Origin of the sequence: Puniceibacterium antarcticum, from assembly GCF_002760615.1 — a bacterium.
Lineage (GTDB): Bacteria > Pseudomonadota > Alphaproteobacteria > Rhodobacterales > Rhodobacteraceae > Puniceibacterium > Puniceibacterium antarcticum.
The window spans coordinates 26,077-45,216 of sequence record NZ_AWWI01000116.1 but is presented as its reverse complement, the minus strand read 5'-3'; the positions used below and the strand labels follow the sequence as shown (position 1 = coordinate 45,216).

Below are 19,140 nucleotides of genomic sequence, written 5' to 3'. Positions count from 1 at the left end.
TACCAGTAACTACAATGCATTACGCCCCGCCTTCCGCGGGGCTTTTTGCTGTCCAAAATCCAGGTCAACAATAAGTCAACAAAACAACCCAAACTGGGGGCCAAAACCGTAACGTCCGGCGACCATCACCATCCACTCATACGATTGGCCTTGTATCGCCTGGCTGGAGGCGTTCTGTCGAGCTCACACTTAGACCCTAACTTGCGCGGAAAACTTCTCATTCCTGCTTGCACGGGCGTAAAGTGTATCCGATCACGCACCAGGTCGGGGCAGCCAGCGCTAAAGTATCAAACCAACTAGCCGCCCCGCTTCAAAGCGCTGTTGAAAGTGTAATGCATTGTCCTCGCCGGATTGAAAAGAGTCCCCTCTGAATCCGCCAAAAGGACTTTGTCTCCATCGTAAAGACGCTTTTCTACGATTGAAACCATACCTTCTTGCGACACCTTCTCACCATTATGATCAAAAACAGGGTCTTCCATGCTGAAATCGACCTTGTTCCTAAGCCGATCAACCCACTTCGGTTCGAGAACCTTCTTCAAATCGCCAATCTCGATTGGACCGGTATCAACATCTTGGTGTTTGGATATCTCGGTTCGTATCATTACAAATCTGGATGCCAGGGAACCATCTTCAGGATCATTGGTCATTAAAATGCCGTAGTACCCTTTGAGGGGACGTGAGGCGTTTGCAAAGCTCATGACCTTGATCGACGCTCCATGGTCGGAGTGTCCAAGAAACACTACCTCCTGTTCGAATGATATTGCGATCCCATCTGATCTCCGAGGTGCTCCTCCTGCGTCGATGAAGTTTGCAAAACGAACCACAGGAACTTCTTGGCTTGGTCTATGCACCACAGTAAATGACCGTTGCACGATCCCTCGATTGGCTGAGAAGCGATATGTGATAAAGAATATTTTGTCGGAATCTCTTTCGAAAAACAGCTTCTTTTCAAGATCAGCCGAAGCAGTTGCTGGCCGCTTGAAGTAGGAAAGAAACGACTCGGCATCGCGACGCCGGTCGACATCTGTCCTGGGCTTGAGTGGAAAAGGTTTCCGCAAGTCACTTGCGACAACATCTTCATCGGGGTTTTCTTGATCGCCCTCAACGCGCCGATCAGGCTTTATAGACGTCAAGAAAAATTCGACTCGATCATCCACCTCGCCAAATTTCGCTTGTTGGAAAACGCGATACAACGCGACCAGACCACCGCACTTGATGCAATCTGATGTGGTCAGATCCTTTCGAAGCAAAATGTTCTCGCCGACTCCGATCAGTAGTGCAGAGAGAGTGTCGTTTTCGGTCTTATGGCGTCCAGCAAGAAACCTACTTATTGTTCTCACGTCAGGTTGTTGCCAAGGATCAACGTCTTTGTCGACATCGTGTTGTTTGGGCACAGGTTCATTCACAACCGTGCCATCCGCATCGATGATCCTCACCGATCTCGGGCTGCTTACCACGTTGTCGAAAACCGCTGCAATTATGTCCGGATTTGATAACCCAAATGCCTGCTTGACTTCGCCCAATATGGCGCGAAATGATTCGCGCCTTGATTCTGTCCAAAACGTGCCCTGCAACATCCCCCCTTTGGACAAAACTTGTCACTTTCGTGTCACCTGTGTGTCACTTTCGTGTCCGCAGGACGAAAAGGCAAGCTAAGGTTAACATTTAGGCGACTTGACCGACGTTTCACCGAGTCTTTTCTGGCGAATTTGACTCAGTCGATGGCGCGTGAACCCTCGCGCCATGTCTCGCCCGTGGCATTCCCAGGAATGTGAAGGTCTGGTAAATAAGAAGGCCTGTGGTGGTTGCACACCACAGGCCGGGCCCGGACCCGATCTTGTGAGAACAGCCAGCCGAACGGCCTGCTTGTAATCCGGACGATCCAGCTTAGCGCATTTGCGCTGTGTCTGGCAAGCAGGTCGATCGGCTCCAAAATGGAGCGAAACGATGAGAAACTTGGAGAATAACGCCGGGCGATGCCCCGGCTTCAGCAAGTGCGAACAAGCAACGCACCGCTGTGGAAAGCACTGCAAAACGGGCACGCCAAATGATGCGCCTCCGTGCTGGCCCGACCCTACTTCAGCACCATATTCGGCAGTCAGAAGCGACTTGGAAAAACAAGGGTATGCTCGGTTCAACCTTCGCAACCTCAAGTCGGACTATGCCGGAGCGCTAACAAAGCTACGACAAGCCGCCTCCGAAATGCCGATCGACCGTACAGACGGCGGTGCGGGGCGCGCACGCCTTTATGGCCGGTTCCATCTGCACCCGTGGGCAGAGATTGGATCGGACTTGCATCCTGAACCGGCCAGACATCACGAGTTCAACGGACAGTTCGGCTTGGAATACACCCAACCCGCAGCCGTTAATTCTGTGGCCGGGGGAAAGCGCCGCGTGTTCAAAACGTTCGACGAGCAGCTCTACGACAATATCTTGCTTCGAGATCTGATTCGGAACCTCTTTCGATCCGTTCCGTTTGATCCCGATGTGAAGGCAGGTATCTTTGTTGTGGGTGTTCACCTCATCAAGTTGTCACCGACCGGTGCCTGCAATGCTGTTGCATCGCCAGACCTAGTGCATCGAGATGGGGAGCCCTTCACGGCCGGAATATTGATCGAACGGATAAATGCAAAAGGGGGGTTCAACGCTATCACTCACACGCGCTGGCACGATCATCGTTTTGATGATGTCGCCAACAAGGACGTTTACGACATTTTCACCTTGGAAACGCCACTTGAGGGGTACATCGTCGCTGACAGTCGGGTTGCACACTATGTTTCGCCGGTTGCATCTGCAGATCCGCATCTTCACTCGGAACGGACCATCTTGCTTGTGGACTTCACGCCGTCTCGCCCGATGATCGACATGTCGGGTATTGCCTGATCAAAGAATTTGCATGGGGGAGGACTATTCTCCCCCATGCTGCTTTAGCGTGCTAATTGACCCAAAAATTAATCACACAATCGGCACACAATTTTCAGGGTGATGCCTACTAGCGCCAGCGCTTTTCAGCAACCGACCAAATCACTGATCCAAGAGTTAAAAGCCCTCCGATCACCGGTTCAACATCGCTTGCCTGAATGTAACCTTTGGTAACCAGCGTGGCGCCCAACACAGTCAGTGTTTGGCGGATCAACGCATAAATTGCAGGTCTCAGCATACTGATCTCCTTCAGACTTCATTGGTGGTTGAGAGGAATTCGCCGGGCTTCATGGTCGGTAGGCGCCGTAGAAGGGGTGGGTAAGTTGCGGGCCATCGCGCACCGAGGAGCCGGGACTTGGCGATCCGGGCGATGGTGACGGCGTCGGATTGGTTTCCGCCCAGCACGTAGAAATGCGTGTCATCCTGACCGATCGCAAAACCGACATGGCCGCCGGACCCGCGTTCGAAGATCAGCACGGCGCCGGTGATCGGCTGCACCTCGCGCCCAAACAGCAGCCAGTTGCGCGCCCAGTAGGGATTGGTGCCCAGCGCGCCGAGCAGCGGTTCGTCGGGCAGCCCCATGCGAATGCTCGTTTCCACGAAATCCCCACACCAAGGGTTCTTCGACGGATCGCCCAATGAGCGGCCATCCCTTTTCAGCCAATCCATCAGCCAGGACCGGTCACGGGCTTCGTGACGCCCGAGTGCTGATTTGGCCTCGGTGATCCAGGGCAAAGCGCCCGGCGGCGCAACAGATGCTGTGCGGCCGTTCGCGGCCAGCAGTGCTTTTATGGCGCGCGCGGTGCGCAGGCCCCAGAGGCCGTCGATGGCACCGGGGGAATGTCCGAGTTTGTCGAGCCCGCTTTGGATCAGGCGGATGGGTTCACGGGTATCGGTTGGCATGGGGAGGCTCCTTTCGCCCGTCGCCGGGCATGAAAAAACCCGCCTTGCGGGCGAGTGCGGGTAGATCGGGATTGTTGGTGGGGTGGTCAGTCGGTACGGCCGCGCTGGAAGGCTTCAAACATCAGATCGCGCATGGCTCGGATATCGGTTTCGATGCGTTCGAGCCGGTCCGCATCGTCGTCGCGATCTTCGCCACGCTGGCGATCGACGCGGTCACGTTCGGCGGCCAGTTCGCGATCAAGGCGTGCGAGCATGGCGTCGTTGGTGAACGCCTTGCGCGTGACTGATGCCAGAAGTGCGATGGTGCCGCCGATCAATGCAGTGATGGCGGCGGCGATTCCGTTGTCGCGCAGGGCCTCGGCAACCTCCTGCAGAAAGCTGGTTTTCTCAGTCATGGAGAGTCTCCTAGAAGTCAGTTTCGACGTAGACGCCGGAGCAGTCGTAGGCGACGGCCGCAGCGGTCGCGCCGGTGTTCATGTAATTGCGCGGGCTGAGCAGCTGGGTGGCCGCGGGCATGTCGGCGGTGATGGTGAACTCGACAGCTACGCCGCTGACCTCCTCAACGATGCGGACGCCGATATCTGAGCCATTCGGGGCGGCAGCGATATAGAGCGACAAGACGTTGGTGGTGCTGGCCACCGGGAAGCTACTGCCCAGATCGGTCAGCGTTGGCGCACCGCTGCTATCATTGTGCACCAGCTGCCAATTGGTGTGGGTGCCGCGCTGGAAGCCGATGCCGATACAATTCACCGCGGCGGCCAGTGTCAGGGTCGTCGCCAGTGCTGCTGTCGACCCGTAAAGCCCGAAGAACCCCATGCCCGTTGCCTGCAAGGTCGTCATCGAGAGGCGGTTGACGTAGCTCCAGCCGCCGAGACCCTCCGCATTGCCGCGCCAGCAGACCCAGCCTGCTGATCGCTCCTCGGCTACGGCATCGGCCGTCGCGGCACTCGTCACGCGCCAACGGCGCATGCTGGTCGATAGGTTGGTGGTCGCCAGCGTTGGCGTAGCCACGGTGCCGACCGCGGTGCGCGGCATCCCGTTGGTGTTGACGGTCGTGCCGGATGACGGGGCCCATGTCGCGATCCGGTTCACCCCGAAATGCGGTTGCAGGGGGAAAAACCGGCCGGAGGGACGCTGCACATCCAGCCAACCAGCCCCAGCGCGGTCGCGGGCATAGATCGCCAGTTTGCCAGCCGGTGGCGGGGCTGGCACCTCGCTTTGACCCTGCATCAGAAGTGGTTCGGCAAGATCGACCCGGCCAGATGTGCGGTCGACTTTGATTGCCTCAAAGAAAGCCGACCCATCCGGACTGACCTTGAAGCTGAAATCATCGCTGCCCAGGAGCCCGATCAACGCTCGTGTCGAAAACCCGGTCTTGAAAGCGACGGCCGCGTCATTGGCGGGGGCGGCCTTGTTTACCGTTGCCTCGATCCCGGCGCCTGCGTTGTTGAACAGCATGGCCGGGGCGTTGATTGACAAGCGGTTGTAGCTGTCTGCGGTGGCCCCGCCGAGGCCAAGCAGTTGCGCGGTCAAGTTAGCCTGAGGCATCGCCACCGCCGTCACGGTATTGGCAAAGGTCACCGTCGGCGTATTCACCACTGTGGTGCCGCCAGCGCCCGCGGTGGCCGATCCGATGTTGACCACCGTGTTCGATCCCGACGCGCCGCCAGTGCCGATGTTCAGGGTTTTGGTGACGCCGGTTGTCGTTCCGCCAGTGCCCATCCCATAGGTGGCCGTGCCTGTCGCAGTGCCGATCGTTGCAGCGGCGGCCGACACCGTCACGGTTCCCGATGCAGTTAGCGTTCCCGCAAACGTCTTGTTGCCCGTAAAAGTCTGCGTGCCCGCAAGGATCGCCAATTCGCTGGAGGAGTTAGGCAGCGTAAAGGTCCGGGTTGTGCCTGTGCTGATCCCCGCGAGCTCAAACGTGGCCTTCTTGGTCGGATCTGCATCATCGGTCAGCATGAAGGCGGTATCGGTCACGCCAGCCGCCAGCAGCGCGCCAATCAGCGAGACCCAAACCCCTGCGCTGAAAATCAGCGACGTCAGTGTCGCTTCATTCCAGGCGAGCCAGCCATCTTTCGGGGCATAGAATACCCATGCCCCATCCTGCCAGGCAGCGATCTGGGTTGCCCGGCCTGCCCAAAGACCCGTGGGGGCAGGTCCAATAATCCAGCGCTGGCCATCGCCGGGCGACCCTGGCGGCGCAGATAGGGCGGCGCTCTTTACCGAAATCTGCACCAGCACATCGAGAAAGCGCAGCCCCTCGTTTACGGTGACATGCTTTTGCGATTGGCTCGCCGCGAGATAGGGCAGCGCAAGGTTCGTGGATTGGCTCATGCCAATGCCTCCAAGGTTTGTGGTCTATAGGGAATGGATCAGACGAGGGCTTCGGCGGCGGCACCACGGCCCAGCGCGCCGATCTGATAGACGCGGAAACGCAGGGTGGTGACCGGCCCGCCGAAATCCGCGACCATCATCGCGGTTGTGTAGAGGAACGAAGGGGTCGCGATGCCGGACACCGTCCGCGCCACCGACATGCCGTTCAGGATTTCCAGATCATAGGCCTCGGTAGTTTCGCCCAGAGGCACCTCGACCAAAACCCAACTGTCGCCACTGCTGGCCCGGGTGCGCCGCAACCACGTCAGCAGCAGATCGCCGCCGGGCTGCGGCACCCCGCGCAACTGCGCCGGGCTCAGGGGCCGCAGCCCGCGGCCGGATGGCGTGAATGCCAGTTGCAGGTTCAGCGGGTCTGCCGCCGCTGCTGTTGATGGCCCGATCCGCCAGTTGGCAGGCAGTCCGATTTCGCTTTCAGTGATGGCGATCGGCGTGACGGCGGTGTTCAGTATTACGACCCGTGCCCCGGCCGGGGCAGGATTGCCGATCGCGCCCTCAGTTCCAAACTGCCCGCGCAACAGGTGGATCAATCTCCAACGCCCCGGGCTTTGTAGCAATGCCGTGCCGAACTGGACAATTTCCCAGGCATCGGGGGCAGTCTCGATCGCAAGCGCATTGCCCCCGGCCAAGAGCGCCTCATTGTCGAGACTACTGAATGTGCCGGAGGCCATATCGATCCAGAGCTCGTTACCATCATCGAAGCGCCAAACCGGGCCCGCATAAAAATCAAATGCCAGCGTCCCGAGCCGCGAAGGCTGGCCGACCGTGCCCAGCGCGGTGAAGCCATCAGTCGACGGGCTGCGCCAGATCAGGGCTGAGCCATACCATGGCGTCGCGAAGACCGCCGCATAGGGCCGGTGCGCCGGAATCTCGTCGGCAAGTTGCGGCAGGTTCATCAGAATGACTGCCGGTGGGCCAAAGACGGTCGGGGCAATGAACGCAGGCGTGCGTTCGGGTCCGGGCGGCAGATCATAGAGGGTCTGGTCCGTGCGCCGGGCCTCGATCCGCCGCGCACCGCCGTCGGTGATCCGGGCCAGCACATAATCCGGGGTGCGACCGTCATGTTCCAGACGGATCACATCGGTCGGGTCGAGCGCCAGCCGCGAGGGTGGCAGGGCGAACGCCGCATCCTCACGGCCCACCCATTCCTCGTGCAACGCCCGGCGGGCAGCGCGATCGGCGAGTGCGGCTGGGTAGACGATCGGGAACTGTTCAGTGCGGACCCGGGCCGTATCGACGGTGATCCGCCGCGCTTCAACTGACAACGCGCCATAATCTTCGTCAGGCATCATCAGGCGCCATTTCAACGCGCGGGGCAGCTCGGTTTCCTGCGCGCGGGTGAAGCTGATGTCCTCGGCATTGCGCTCGGTGATCACCAGTGTCTCAGCAGCGATCTGGGCCACGGCAGGCTGCCCGCGGGGCACGAAGCGCAATTGCCCGCCGGTCTCAACCACGTCAAATCCGTAAAACTGCGCCAGCGTTGCGATAGACGCGCGAGCGCTTTCAATCGCCGTGATCGCATAGCCCGGCACGGTCGCGGCCAGTTGCGTCACATCGATCAGCGCGTCAGGCACGCCACCGGTGCGGCAAAGCTCGCGGACCAATTCGGCGAGACCACAACCACCGATCCGACCCGTCAACCAGTGACCAAGGCGGTAGTTTTCGATATCGGACCAGACGTCTGAGCGGACCGGAAAGGCCGGGTATGGCCGTGCGTCCCATGTCCAGATCGCGATCTCTGCGGTGTCGATCATCCGGCCTGCGTAGAGCCCGGAGGCCGGGTTGTTCGCGGGATCGCTCCAATATGGATAGAGCGCCTCGATGTAGCGTCGCTGCACCAGATCATCCTGATAGCCCCGCGAATTATAGGGCAGGAAGGATTCTGAGGATTTCGGATCATAAAACACGTTCGGCTGGTTGGTGCCGCGATCGACGGCAGGTGCCCCGGCCTCGGTGAAGCGGATCGGTTTGGATTGCGGCGCCCAAGGAGTGGGTGATCCGCTCTCAACGCCGCCGGGACGGTTGTTGTGCTGGTTCGTCCACCAGCTGCGGATGTCCTTGGTCCGAAACACCCAATTTTTGCCATAGGCGCCATCGGTGATCGGCGTGCGGATTTGGGCGGTGCGATTGCCTTCTGAGGCATAGAACCAATCAAACCCTTCACCGCCTTCGATATTGGATTGCAGATAGGGCAGATCATAGATCGCGGGCCATCCCGCCAGGGCGTCGAGGTGCTGATCACCATCGCGCCAATCCGACAGCGGCATATAATTGTCGATGCCGACGAAATCGATGTTGGCATCGGCCCAGAGCGGATCGAGGTGGAAGAACAGATCGCTGGAGCCATCCTGCGGCTGGTGGCCGAAGTATTCCGACCAGTCGGCCGCATAGCTGATCTTGGTGCCCGCGCCCAAGATCGACCGGCAGGCTGTCGCAAGGCTTTGCAGGGCGTTGACCGCCGGATAGGTGCTGGCGCCGGAGCGGATTTGCGTGAGCCCACGCAACTCGCTGCCGATCAGGAAAGCATCAACGCCACCGGCGGCGACGCAGAGATGGGCGTAATGCAGCATCATGCGGCGCAGGCCCCAGTCGGTCGGTGATCCGGTCCATGACACCGTCGTGCCGGAGACCGCGTAATTGGCTGGCGCCGCCGCCCCAAAGAATGCTGACACCTGCGTCGAAGCCGCTGCCGTCTTATCGACAGTGCTTGCAAAACCCGCGGCGGGCGAACAAGTGATCCGCCCGCGCCAGGGATATTTCGGCTGGCCAAGTGCCGCGGCATTGTCAGAATACGGGGTCGGCAGCGCGTTGCCGCCGGGCACATCCATTAGAACGAACGGGTAGAAGGTCACCCGAAACCCGCGCGCCTTCAGTTCCTGTATGGCTTGGACCACTGAGAAATCGCTTGGGGTGCCGCCATAGGCCGGGCTGCCATCGATTTGCGAGACCACATAGGCGGCCGAGCGGTTCACGCCATTCGCTAGCCAAAGCTTGGGCGCCGTCACCTTGGTGGCCGTTTCCACGCCTGGCCTGATCTGGCAATTGCCCGCGCGCAGGTCGGTGCCAAACCAAGCGACCACCAGCGAGACCGATCTGCAGTTCGGTGCGGTCGCCTCCAACTGATCCAGCGAGGTCAGAAAATCGCATTGCCCGCCGCTGGAATTGACGTTTTCGGGCAGGACCGCCCCATTGGCGATGTTGCGGGTGATCGGATCGGTCGCATAGATAAACTCGCCTGAAGAGGGGATCATGTTTACCGCGGTCATAAGCTGCTCGGCGCTGTCGGGCTCTTCAGAGGGCCGGTAAACCTCAAAGGACAGCTGCGGCAGTCGGTTGCCGAAACTGGCGAGGGGCAGGTTTTCAAAGACGATGTAGGCGGTGCCACGATAGGCCGGTGTCTGGCCCGCACCTATCATGCTCTCGATGAACGGATCAGGCATCTGGGTCTCGGTGCCGCGGTGCAGCCGCCAGATGGCACCCGGCACGTCAAATGCGCTGCCATCGGCCCAGATGCGGCCCACGCCGCCGATTGGCCCGGTGGCGATCGCCACGGCGATGCTCGCGAAATAGCTGTACTCCTCGACGACCACGCCGCCACCGCCGCCTTTGCCGCCACCGCCCTGGCGGGTTTCGGAATATTCCTCGCGGAAATCCGTGGCCCAGATGATGTTCCCGCCGACCCGCATCCGGCCGTAAATGCGCGGGATCACGGCGCCCTCAGTCGCACTGGTGACGCGCAATTCGTCCAGCCGCGCGCCTTCCTGCCGCTGGTCTGGGGCGAAGGAGGCGATGATGCGGGAATCGATCGCGCTGCCGATCATCGAGCCGATGCCACCGCCGATCGCGGCCGCCGACAGGCCAAGGATAGTGCCGCCAATGCTTCCGCCGATTGCGGAGCCAATGCCGCCCAGAACAATTGCTGCCATGCTGTGCTACCTCGGATAGAGAAATGCGAAGGCCGCCTTGCGCGCCCAATGCGGGCGCCAGGGCTCCTCAATGACGCCCGCGCCCTCATAGGCGTGGATCAGACCGGTCTCGCTGCGGATGCCGCAGTGCTTGGCTGGGGCACCGCGCGCCATGCGAAACAGGATCAGCGCGCCGGGCCCGGCGTCTGCGATTGGGATCTCCAGCAGAAAGCGCCGCGCGGCCTCGGCCAGCACTTCGGCCACACCGGCTTCGCCCCAATCTCGGGTATAGGGCGGCGGCATCACGGGCTCGGGCCCATGCAGGTCGCGCCAGATGCCGCGGGCAAGGCCAAGGCAATCGCAGCCCGCGTCCAGAACGCTGGCTTGATGCACGTAAGGCGTGCCGAGCCAGACCCGCGCTGCGGCGATCACAACATCAGGGGCAGCGTTCATAGCGGTTGCCCGGTGCTGCCATCGCCCTGTGTGGGATAGCGCACGATGGTGTCGTCGCCAGGGATCGACGGAAATCCCCGAAAGTTCACGCCATTGCCGAACTTGGCCCGGCAGGTCGCAAACTGTTTGTCGCAGCCTGCCTGCATGAAGAATCCATCACCCAGTGCAATTTTGCGAACGGGGGCTTCGATCAGGGTGATTTGAGCGGTCCCGGCCGAGAGTGTGTGGATCGACACCTCCGCCCGCCGCCCGGCATTTTCGCCGCTGGTCCATTCCACCCGGCTCAACGCGAACCAGTTCGCAGCAAACCCACCGAGCCCGGCCGTCGCAAAACTGCGATCGCCTGAGACCGCAGCGACCGACCCGCTGGCCGAATAGCTGGGGGCCGCCAGATTGACCCCGCAGCGGGCGTCGCCGAGTTCCGCATCGCAGTAATACTGATAGGTCCGCCCCACAGGTTGATTGAGAAAATGCGTGAGTGAGCGCACCTCGGCGACGAACACCTGCTTGCCGCGCCTGATCTGGCCGAGATTGCCGCGCCGCATCAGCACCCGCTGTGCGACATTCTCCCAATTCACCCGCCAGACCTCGATGGCCGCATTGTCCCAGCGCCCGTCCAGAATGTCGGTCTCGGTGATCCGGTCGGAGCGCAGCGCCCCTTCGGCATCCTGCCCGTCAACCGAGAAATCGGCACTGGCGCGGATTTCCGAGGCGGCAAATCCGGTGTCGGGCTCAAAGACGGTTCCTGCAATCAGCAGCGATCGATCATGATCGGTGAAACCAAAGATCACGCCATCGGCCCGCTCAATCCGCCAGCACCACGCCAGCGTGGTAGTACCGTCGTCGAGATGCGCCTGCATACCAGAGGGAAGGGTTTTCATCTGCGGACCTCAATCAGGGGAATGGATGTGATCGAGCCCAGCCGCTCGAAATCGAGGGTGACGTCCAGCGTGTCGGTGTCGAACCGCACGGGCACGTCGAATTCAAAGCCCGCGGTGATCACGGCGCCGGGGGCCGGAGCCGCAGCGAAGGTGACCACGCCGGTGGTCGTGTTGATCGTCCAGCCGGTGATCTGCGTCACGCCGTTCAAGGCCGCCGCCACGGTCCCGGCGACGGGCTTGGTGATCGCGCGCGTCCAGGACTGCGCGCCGCTGGTGTAGAGTTTCACCAGCTGGAAGGCGGTCGCAGCACCGGTGCCGACACCAATCGGTTGGTCGGTTGCGGCAGTTACGACCGATGGCAGGCAGGATTTGTAGTCGGCCCAGTCCTTCCAGCGAAACCCGTAAAGCCGCCCGCGCCGTGCCTCGAAAAATGCGGTCACCGCGGCCAGATCGTCGGCCTTGCGGATGCCGTAGGAGGCATCATAGCGCCGCCGCGAATCCGCCCAGGAGCCGTTGCGCTCTTCGTCACCGCTGGCCATTTCGACAATCTGCGTGCGCCGTTCCGGCCCGCCCCGCGCACCGCGGCTGATATTGTCGGGGAAGCGCACCTCGTGAAATGCCATCACATGCCCCTCCGGCCCATCGAGACAGCGCGGGCAATGTCGGATGCGACCTGCGTGCGCGATTGCCGAAAGCTTTCGGCGTCGCGGGACATGATCGTGACGTTGACGGTCTGCGCGGCGGTTTGTCCTTGCCCATAGCCAGCCGCCTCACGCCGGGACAAAACCCGTTCCCCGCGCTGCAGGATCGCGGGCACCTCGTCAGGCTTCAACCCGGCCCAGCCGCCGGAATGCATGCGGGGTGCGTTGGCAAATGCCATGGCTGGCACCATCCGGCGGCTGCCCGCCATGCCGACCGTGCCACCGGAATGCAGGATGTCCGCGAACAACCCACCCGCACCGCCCAGCGCGCCAAAGAGCGCATTTGCGATCGGGCCGAGAATGAAACGCCGGGCGGCCAGCTTGGCCAGATCGGCAATCATCGAGGAAACCAGGTCGCGGAAGTCGAGCTTGCCGGATTTGACGAACTCGCCCACGGCATTCTCGGCCGAGGTGAACGCCCCAACTAAGGTGTTGCCAATATCGCCGCCGATGTCGCGAGCCTTGGCGGCATAGTCGGCGAGGGTCGCCACAGCTGCGGCCCAGCCGGTTTTTGCGGCTTCGGCACCTTCCACGGCGGCCGCGCCCGCGCTATTCGCCGCCCCTGACGCCGCGCGCCCGGCTGCCGTGATGGCATCGTCAAATTGGCCTGCGGCATCGGTTGCGCCAGCAAGTGCAGTTTCGCCATCATTGCCCGCGCCCGCGACCGCATCCTGTAACGCCTGCCAGCTGGCGAGTGGCGCCAGCGCTCCCGCGGCCAGATCGTTGGCCGCCGTGCGGTAGGTATTCGCCGCGCCGAGCGCTTCGCGGGAAATGTCGGTCAGACCAAAATCCGGGACTGCCAGCGGGTTGTCTTCAAAGGCCCGGTCGAACGCGTCACTTGCGGCCGTGCCAGCCCGGGTCGCGGCTCCGGCGAAGCGGTTTTCGATCTTTCCAAGGTCCAGATCGCCCAGGATGGTAATCCGGCGATCAGAGCCCAGCGCTTCCAGCCCGGTATTGATCCCCTCGATGAAGCCGTTGATCCGTGCGACCACGCCGTTCAGCATACTCTCAACGCCTTCGATCAGACTGTTCGCCGCTTGGAACACCAGATCGCCGATGGCGGCGGGTAAGAGGCCCCAAATGGCTTTGATCGCCTCGAATGCACCCTCAAAGGTATTGGCGGCAGCGTTGCCGAAACCGACCACGCTTTCGATGGCACTCTGCATCCCGCTGGCCGCATCTGCCTTGATGTCGAAAAACATGGCCGTCGCCGCAGCCCCGGCGGCGGTGGCGCCCAGTTTAATACGATCCCAGACCTCAATGACGACGTCTTTCAGCAACCCCATAGCAGCGCCAAAGCCACCGGCACCGGACACCAGCCGCGTAAACTGAAACACCAACTCGCCCGCGCCGACGATCAGCGCGCCGATGCCGGTCCGGATCAGCGCTCCGCGCAAGATCACAAGGCCGGTGGCCAGGCTGCTGACGGACAAAGCCGCCGCTGCCATGCCCGCCACCCAGCGCCCCGCCATCAGGGCCGCAAACGTCGCGGCATAGGTGGTCAGCCGCCCGATGTTCTCAAAAAGGGTTGTGATGGCGATGCCGATCGGTCCCGTCGTGCGTGCCATTGCCGCGAGGGCGTTGGCGATCGCTTCCAGCGCAGGGGCAGCGGCGACCGTCAGTTGGTTCGATACCCCGCGCCAGATCAGCCCCAGACGAGAGAGCGCGTCATTGGTGCGTTCGATCTGATCGGCATCTTGTTCCGAGACCACCAACCCGAAATCGCGCACATCCTGCGTGGCCTGCCGCAAGGTCGCGCTGTCGATCCGGGACATCGCAATGCTGCCTTCTTCGCCGAAAAGCTGCCCCGCCACTGCTGCACGCTCGGCCGCCGGTACGAAATCCGCGATCGCTTGGTTGATCTGGCCGATACGCGCGTCGAGCGGCAAGGCCATCAGGCCAGTTGCGGAAAGGCCCAGGCGATCCAGCGCATCGGCCGCCGGACCGGTGCCAGTAGCCGCCTGCGACAAGCGCCGCGTCAGGTCCTTCGTCGCCTGTTCGATGCCGGTCATGGCAACCCCTGCCAAACCGCCTGCGCGTTCCAGCACCTGAATACTGGCGACGGTCGTGTCGAGCGACTGGGCCAGTTTTGCCTGGGCATCCACGGTTTCCAGCCCCGAGCGGATCATCGCCACGCCAGTGGCCGCCGCTGCCGCGGTTACTGCCGCCAGCGCCAAACCTACCCGGCGCGCAAAGCCCACCAAGCGCGCGTTCGCCATTTCCATCTCAGAAGAGAGGCGTCCAAAGCCACGGGCTCCGGCTTCACCCACCCCTTCCAACTCGGCGCGCACCTGTCGTCCGCCGACCGCCGAAAGGCGGACGCTGACTTTCTTTTCAGCCATGGTTTTCTCCGATTTGTTCGTTCAGCTTGCGCACCATCACCGCCTCGATCTCGGGCAGCAGTTCAGCAGCGATCAGGGTACTGACGCCCAGCGCCTGCGCCAAAGCGAGGACAGCACCCATGTCCCAGCCCAAGACCGCGCCGGGGATCACACGCAACTGCCCGCCCAGGCGGCCGACCAGATCCCAGACCTGCCAGCCGTCCTGTGTCTGCGGGCGGTTTAGTCTTGCCGGGCAGTCTTCACAGAGGTCTGCGCAGGCGGCGCAGTAGCGATCGCCCCCGCCGAAGGACCAGTCGGCGAGAGCGCAGAGGCGTTTTTTTCCGCGTCCAGGATCAAGCCCCGTGCGACATATTGAGTCTGGAACGCCTCAAAGACCGGCCAGATTTCCAGCAGGGCGTCGATGCGGTCGGGCGTCACGGCAACGGGCTCGCCCTCGGCATCGCCAACACCCTCCCAATCCAGCACTGCGCGGCGCGCGACGGCTTTCGCCATAGCAAGCGCCAGTTCTTCGGTCGTGGCCGTGTCCGGCATCGCCTCGATGGCGGCATCGGCCCGCGCAGAGACCATCAGCGCGGTGGTGAGCGGGCCCACCAGCAGGCGCAGGCCGGGGGCAAGATCGAGCCATTGCGGGGTGGCGGTCAGGTTCAGTCGGATCATGGTCAATAACTCGCGATGCTGTTGATGAGGGTGGCGGTACACATCCGGGCGGGACTGGCGGCTTTCGCGGCCTGCCAGTCGAAGCTGGCCTGCACGCCCTGCGGCCCGGCGATTTCGATGCGGGGGATCGGCAGATAGACGGCATGGGCCGTGAAGGTGAAACTCGCGTTTGCCCCAAGGCTGTAGTTGAACTCCAACTCGCAGGGTGTGCCGTCGATGGCTTGGGTGACGAGCGTGCTGTCGGAGAACCGCACTTCGATCCGGCCGGTCAGCGCGGCCATGGTCGGGTCGGCCCCATCGATACGGCCATCACCGCGAATGGTCTCGATCCGATCGAGGTTGTTGGAATAGGTGATATCGGCTGAGACGACGTTGCCCAGGCTGCTGCCATTGCGTTTCACCGTGCCGTTAAAATGGCCGAAGCGTTGCAAGCCCAACGCGGTAGGCGTTCCGGCGGCCGTTGCGGCGGCGATTGTCTCGCCTTGAGCGATCAGCTTGGCCGAGGCCGTCAAAAGGCCAGAGCGCTGCATCTGCCAGGAAAGCTGATCCAGCACGCAGCCGGAATACATGGCGAAGCGCGGCACTTCTGGCATCGCTGTTTCGATCGACATGCTGGGCAGGGTCCAGTTTCCCGACTGGAACGTATGGGTCTTGGGCGTGGTGCCGGTGGTTGTCGGTTGGCCGAAGGCAGCCTTCAACCAATACCCAAATGCCTCGACATCGATTGGCACGACGACGTCTCCATCGGCCGTGACCGCATCCTTGATCGGGGCCAGCGGATCGCGGCCGTAACCCAAGAGTTCCGATTCCAGCAGCGGCTGTTCCGAACCCAGCGTCGTCCGGGCAAAAGGCATCAATCGGAACCCACTGACCGGGGGGGAGCCGTAAACTGTCTCAAAGCCAAGCGCCATCTGCGCCCGGGCGCCTTGCGCTCGTGCCATGTCTTTCTCCTCATTGTCGGGATTTCAGGCCAGCGGGCCCGTGGTGGTGTAGTGCAGGTTGAGTGTGATCACCGCCGCCTTCAGGCTCGCGGCGCCCTCGACGGGCATATCGACCGAGGCCGGGGCTTCCGCCTCAACCCAGTCGCAGAGGCCGCCAAGCGTGCGGTCGCTTTCAAGCGTGGTGCCGATGGCAGCGATCAAGGTGTCAAACGCGGTCGCCCGCTCCTTTGCCGCCTGGACGACCACCTCTAACTCGGCGCCGTGCTGATAATGGTAGTGCAGCGGTGACAGCGTGACCTCCGGTTCGCCGGGCTGGCCGTCGCGCAGGATGATCAGCCCGGCTGGCGGAATGCGTTCGGGCAAGACCTCGTCGCGCAGGACGGTGGCGGCAAGGGTTTGCAGCCGTGCGTGCAGCGCGGCGAGGATGGTTTCGCGGGTGGTTGGCATTCTCTGCTCCAAAGGTATGGTCAAAGGCAACGGTGGCAAAGAGCCCTCTCGCGACATTCAGGTGGTGTACAGCAACTCATTTCTTCGGTGCAAAACGCAGTATTTTCACTAGAGTATTGTTTTCAGCGTCTCGACCGCCGCCGATCATGTACAGCGGTTACACTCTTGTGAGACATACAAAATATTAGGTGGAAAATTGAACTCATCTCTCCCAACTCACCCGCATGACGAGGCCGCCTTCGAAGACGTTTTTCTTCAAGAGCTCGATTCTTGGTATTCGGCGGACATCGCGTGTTGCGACCGGTGTTATAAGAAATTCCTACAGATTTGGCCGACAGCATATTCGGCCGAATCTGAAGAATTTCAGCGCAACCAGATTCAGCTTGATACTTTCTACGATGGCTCCCGGATCAACGCCTTTTACTCGAGGGAGCAGTTCGAGCGCTTATTGACAAATATGGACTGTCCAAGATGTGGTGAAAAGTTGGGCCATACGCTCTACCCTTATGAGCTGCCATTTGATGTTCCAAAGGGTTTCGAGGAACACATCGTGGCTATCAGCACTATCGCAAATGAGACGCCATTTTTATTGTTGAAGAACGAGTTTGCTCAAACAGTCCTCAAGACCTTAGAAGGGCTTTCTCAAACGACCAACGCTACGACAGTACCATTGAACTTGTTCCGAGCACGTGGCCTGCAAGGCCTGAAAGAAATATCTGCAAATCAGTTCGACTTTGCAGATCCCAGGTTCGTCGGCGAAGGCCGATACAACCACGCAGGGCAGCCGGTCCTTTACCTTGGGGATAGTAAGGGAACCTGCTTTCATGAGCTGAGAGGAGCTCATTGCGCAATTGCTGAAATAGCTTTGGATGGTGAACTAAAGGTTTTAGACCTCACAAACCCGTACGATAGCCATAAAGATCAATCAGACTTGTTGAACGCATTGGCGTTTTCTGCGCTCCTCAGCACGCCTCAGGAAGGAACGGGGTATCAAAAGCCAGCATATGTGTTTTCAAGATTTGTTGCGGACTGCGCCCGATCGGCTGGATTCGACGCCATCCAATACCCTTCAACACGAACATCAGCGCAAGCGTACAACCTTGTTGTACTAAATGCGGAATTCTCGATTGGAAGGCGTTCGCGCCTGCTTAGCCTGTGTATTTTCGACGGCGAACAGTCTAAAGCGATTGAAGTTTAGGCACGGCAGTTTTGTTTGATGTAAACGGCTTGCGGTAGTCGCGGATAACGCGCGTGCTACCGCTGCGACTGTTCATATTGCCCTCCTTGCAGACATCAGCCCAGTGCTCCCTCCCTCCAGTATGCCAAAATCAACCCCGGCAACTTCGCCTCTGCCACGCGCGCCGGGCCTTCTAGGCTCAGCCGTTTGGGCAGTTTCACCTGCGGCACGAGGATAAAAATCGGCACAGTGGCCAGCCCGCGCCCGGTCTTTGACCTTGAGACGACAGCGCGACCTTTCGAGTTCAACCGTGTTTCGGCCACCAGCAAGCTTGGTTGGCCGCGCCGAAAGACGAAGCGCAGGCGTTGGCCGGTGCGCTGCTCCCAGCCGCCGGGGGTGATCCGCTTTTTGCCGATACCTTTCTTGCCCGCGGCGGCCGTCGGGATTGCCAGCCAGAACCCAGTTTTTGACCGGATCAGGGCGCCCCGGTCAAAGGCATCGACCACGTTCGAGGCATTGGAATAGACTACCGCGGCCGCCCGGATCGAAGCTCCGGTGTTTGGATACATCTTCTTGCGGATCGAATTTGTGAGCCCCCGGCCCAGAGCGGCTCCGGTGATCTGGCCGCGCCAGTCCTGCTGCAAGCCGCTTGCCGCCTCAGAAACGCCCGCCGCGACCGCGCGTTCTGCGGCTTCCACCTCCGCCTGCATCATTGCGCGGAGATCGCCCTGAATATCGGCGAGGAGTTTCACAGCGCCCGCGCCTCTGCCAGCCAAAACAGCCGATTGGTGTCCCGGGTTGGGGTGCCGCTGATTTCGTGGAGCTGGCCTGCAATCTCCACGGTGTCACCCGCAGAAAGCTCTGCCGCATCCAACAGTCGGATGTTTAGCAGCACGGTATCGACAACGAACCGCCCGTCGCCGAAATTGGCAAAGCGGTCCGGCATCGCGCGGATGACGCGGATAGCCTGCGCAGGACCGATGCCGCCGAGGCGCAGCAGCGCATCGACGGCAAGGTTTGGATCGTTGAACAGCGTGTCTGTCGCCAGATCGAAGGCGGTCAATTTGCACTCGCTGCGGTGAGGCGGACGCGGCCAGTAGTTTCACCCGCGCCGCCACCAACGGCCAGAACCGCCACGCCGATCAGCTTGTTGGTGGCAACGGTGCTGGTCACGCGGGAGGTGGCGACATCCCAATAGATCAACTGGCCGACAGTCCAGGCTTGCGAAGCAGTCTTGGTCAGATCGAAAATGCCGTTGAGCACGAGGACAAGCGGATCGCCGATCGCCGCCGCGTTCTCGGCGATGCCGAACAGCGAGGCGAAGAGAACTGGTTGGCCGGAGGTGACGGCAGATGTGGCCGTGAGGGTGACGCGGTTGCCCACGCCGATGAAGTTTTTCATCAGGTTTCTCCAGAGT

Annotated in this window: 19 protein-coding genes; 2 read left to right on the top strand and 17 right to left on the bottom strand. The window is 61.2% G+C overall.

Going from position 1 to position 19,140, the window contains the following annotated elements:
• Nucleotides 1-296: 296 nt before the first annotated feature.
• Entirely contained in the window at nt 297-1,574 is a 1,278-nt protein-coding gene (locus P775_RS16110; RefSeq protein ID WP_143520934.1) for a hypothetical protein, read from the bottom strand.
• A gap of 373 nt (nt 1,575-1,947) precedes the next feature.
• Between P775_RS16110 and P775_RS16105 the strand changes: the two genes are divergently transcribed.
• On the top strand, nt 1,948-2,883 hold the full coding sequence (locus tag P775_RS16105) for a 2OG-Fe dioxygenase family protein (protein WP_099911929.1): 936 nt from the start codon (nt 1,948-1,950) through the stop codon (nt 2,881-2,883).
• 109 nt (nt 2,884-2,992) lie between these two features.
• On the opposite strand, the gene P775_RS28130 is transcribed toward P775_RS16105, so the two are convergent.
• From P775_RS28130 to P775_RS16050, 13 genes are all read right to left on the bottom strand, one after another.
• Nucleotides 2,993-3,160, bottom strand: coding sequence for a Pam3-gp28 family putative phage holin (locus P775_RS28130; RefSeq protein ID WP_180287473.1), 168 nt, complete (start codon nt 3,158-3,160; stop codon nt 2,993-2,995).
• An 11-nt stretch (nt 3,161-3,171) separates the two neighbouring features.
• Nucleotides 3,172-3,825 (bottom strand): NlpC/P60 family protein, encoded by a 654-nt coding sequence (locus P775_RS16100; RefSeq protein WP_099911928.1) that lies wholly within the window; start codon nt 3,823-3,825, stop codon nt 3,172-3,174.
• An 86-nt stretch (nt 3,826-3,911) separates the two neighbouring features.
• Nucleotides 3,912-4,220: a hypothetical protein gene (locus P775_RS16095; protein ID WP_099911927.1), complete on the bottom strand. Its 309-nt coding sequence runs from the start codon at nt 4,218-4,220 to the stop codon at nt 3,912-3,914.
• 10 nt (nt 4,221-4,230) lie between these two features.
• Nucleotides 4,231-6,162: a DUF2793 domain-containing protein gene (locus P775_RS16090; protein ID WP_099911926.1), complete on the bottom strand. Its 1,932-nt coding sequence runs from the start codon at nt 6,160-6,162 to the stop codon at nt 4,231-4,233.
• A 38-nt stretch (nt 6,163-6,200) separates the two neighbouring features.
• Nucleotides 6,201-10,145 carry a baseplate multidomain protein megatron gene (locus tag P775_RS16085; protein WP_099911925.1) on the bottom strand — a complete coding sequence of 1,315 codons (3,945 nt, stop codon included), beginning with the start codon at nt 10,143-10,145 and terminating at the stop codon, nt 6,201-6,203.
• 6 nt (nt 10,146-10,151) lie between these two features.
• Entirely contained in the window at nt 10,152-10,577 is a 426-nt protein-coding gene (locus P775_RS16080; RefSeq protein WP_099911924.1) for a C40 family peptidase, read from the bottom strand.
• On the bottom strand, nt 10,574-11,458 hold the full coding sequence (locus P775_RS16075; protein WP_099911923.1) for a DUF2163 domain-containing protein: 885 nt from the start codon (nt 11,456-11,458) through the stop codon (nt 10,574-10,576). The genes P775_RS16080 and P775_RS16075 overlap by 4 nt, the downstream gene beginning before the upstream one ends.
• Nucleotides 11,455-12,081 (bottom strand): DUF2460 domain-containing protein, encoded by a 627-nt coding sequence (locus P775_RS16070; protein WP_099911922.1) that lies wholly within the window; start codon nt 12,079-12,081, stop codon nt 11,455-11,457. The genes P775_RS16075 and P775_RS16070 overlap by 4 nt, the downstream gene beginning before the upstream one ends.
• Nucleotides 12,081-14,501 carry a phage tail tape measure C-terminal domain-containing protein gene (locus P775_RS16065; protein ID WP_099911921.1) on the bottom strand — a complete coding sequence of 807 codons (2,421 nt, stop codon included), beginning with the start codon at nt 14,499-14,501 and terminating at the stop codon, nt 12,081-12,083. The genes P775_RS16070 and P775_RS16065 overlap by 1 nt, the downstream gene beginning before the upstream one ends.
• On the bottom strand, nt 14,494-14,652 hold the full coding sequence (locus P775_RS27650; protein WP_425439916.1) for a DUF7697 family protein: 159 nt from the start codon (nt 14,650-14,652) through the stop codon (nt 14,494-14,496). Before P775_RS27650 ends, P775_RS16065 begins: the two co-directional genes overlap by 8 nt.
• Nucleotides 14,653-14,720: 68 nt before the next feature.
• Nucleotides 14,721-15,158, bottom strand: a complete 438-nt coding sequence (locus P775_RS16060; RefSeq protein WP_099911920.1) for a hypothetical protein — start codon at nt 15,156-15,158, stop codon at nt 14,721-14,723.
• A gap of 2 nt (nt 15,159-15,160) precedes the next feature.
• A complete protein-coding gene (locus P775_RS16055; RefSeq protein ID WP_099911919.1) occupies nt 15,161-16,099 on the bottom strand; it encodes a phage tail tube protein in 939 nt (312 codons plus the stop codon).
• Nucleotides 16,100-16,123: 24 nt separating this feature from the next.
• Nucleotides 16,124-16,546 (bottom strand): acyl-CoA transferase, encoded by a 423-nt coding sequence (locus P775_RS16050; RefSeq protein WP_099911918.1) that lies wholly within the window; start codon nt 16,544-16,546, stop codon nt 16,124-16,126.
• A gap of 196 nt (nt 16,547-16,742) precedes the next feature.
• On the opposite strand from P775_RS16050, the gene P775_RS16045 reads away from it, so the two are divergent.
• Nucleotides 16,743-17,744: an RES family NAD+ phosphorylase gene (locus P775_RS16045; RefSeq protein WP_099911917.1), complete on the top strand. Its 1,002-nt coding sequence runs from the start codon at nt 16,743-16,745 to the stop codon at nt 17,742-17,744.
• Between the two features lie 95 nt (nt 17,745-17,839).
• On the opposite strand, the gene P775_RS16040 is transcribed toward P775_RS16045, so the two are convergent.
• The 3 genes from P775_RS16040 to P775_RS16030 are packed head-to-tail and all read right to left on the bottom strand — an operon-like array spanning nt 17,840 to nt 19,124.
• Nucleotides 17,840-18,475: a DUF6441 family protein gene (locus P775_RS16040; protein ID WP_099911916.1), complete on the bottom strand. Its 636-nt coding sequence runs from the start codon at nt 18,473-18,475 to the stop codon at nt 17,840-17,842.
• Nucleotides 18,472-18,786 (bottom strand): head-tail joining protein, encoded by a 315-nt coding sequence (locus P775_RS16035; RefSeq protein ID WP_099911915.1) that lies wholly within the window; start codon nt 18,784-18,786, stop codon nt 18,472-18,474. The genes P775_RS16040 and P775_RS16035 overlap by 4 nt, the downstream gene beginning before the upstream one ends.
• A complete protein-coding gene (locus tag P775_RS16030; RefSeq protein WP_099911914.1) occupies nt 18,783-19,124 on the bottom strand; it encodes a DUF2190 family protein in 342 nt (113 codons plus the stop codon). The genes P775_RS16035 and P775_RS16030 overlap by 4 nt, the downstream gene beginning before the upstream one ends.
• Nucleotides 19,125-19,140 lie beyond the last annotated feature (16 nt).

What these genes read in the sequence shown, in the direction of transcription:
- P775_RS16095 (WP_099911927.1), bottom strand. Translation starts at nt 4,220, where the DNA reads ATGACTGAGAAAACCAGCTTTCTGCAGGAGGTTGCCGAGGCCCTGCGC.
- P775_RS16065 (WP_099911921.1), bottom strand. Translation starts at nt 14,501, where the DNA reads ATGGCTGAAAAGAAAGTCAGCGTCCGCCTTTCGGCGGTCGGCGGACGA.
- P775_RS16070 (WP_099911922.1), bottom strand. Translation starts at nt 12,081, where the DNA reads ATGGCATTTCACGAGGTGCGCTTCCCCGACAATATCAGCCGCGGTGCG.
- P775_RS16085 (WP_099911925.1), bottom strand. Translation starts at nt 10,145, where the DNA reads ATGGCAGCAATTGTTCTGGGCGGCATTGGCTCCGCAATCGGCGGAAGC.
- P775_RS28130 (WP_180287473.1), bottom strand. Translation starts at nt 3,160, where the DNA reads ATGCTGAGACCTGCAATTTATGCGTTGATCCGCCAAACACTGACTGTG.
- P775_RS16055 (WP_099911919.1), bottom strand. Translation starts at nt 16,099, where the DNA reads ATGGCACGAGCGCAAGGCGCCCGGGCGCAGATGGCGCTTGGCTTTGAG.
- P775_RS16105 (WP_099911929.1), top strand. Translation starts at nt 1,948, where the DNA reads ATGAGAAACTTGGAGAATAACGCCGGGCGATGCCCCGGCTTCAGCAAG.
- P775_RS16075 (WP_099911923.1), bottom strand. Translation starts at nt 11,458, where the DNA reads ATGAAAACCCTTCCCTCTGGTATGCAGGCGCATCTCGACGACGGTACT.
- P775_RS16030 (WP_099911914.1), bottom strand. Translation starts at nt 19,124, where the DNA reads ATGAAAAACTTCATCGGCGTGGGCAACCGCGTCACCCTCACGGCCACA.
- P775_RS16100 (WP_099911928.1), bottom strand. Translation starts at nt 3,825, where the DNA reads ATGCCAACCGATACCCGTGAACCCATCCGCCTGATCCAAAGCGGGCTC.
- P775_RS16080 (WP_099911924.1), bottom strand. Translation starts at nt 10,577, where the DNA reads ATGAACGCTGCCCCTGATGTTGTGATCGCCGCAGCGCGGGTCTGGCTC.
- P775_RS16060 (WP_099911920.1), bottom strand. Translation starts at nt 15,158, where the DNA reads ATGATCCGACTGAACCTGACCGCCACCCCGCAATGGCTCGATCTTGCC.
- P775_RS16050 (WP_099911918.1), bottom strand. Translation starts at nt 16,546, where the DNA reads ATGCCAACCACCCGCGAAACCATCCTCGCCGCGCTGCACGCACGGCTG.
- P775_RS16090 (WP_099911926.1), bottom strand. Translation starts at nt 6,162, where the DNA reads ATGAGCCAATCCACGAACCTTGCGCTGCCCTATCTCGCGGCGAGCCAA.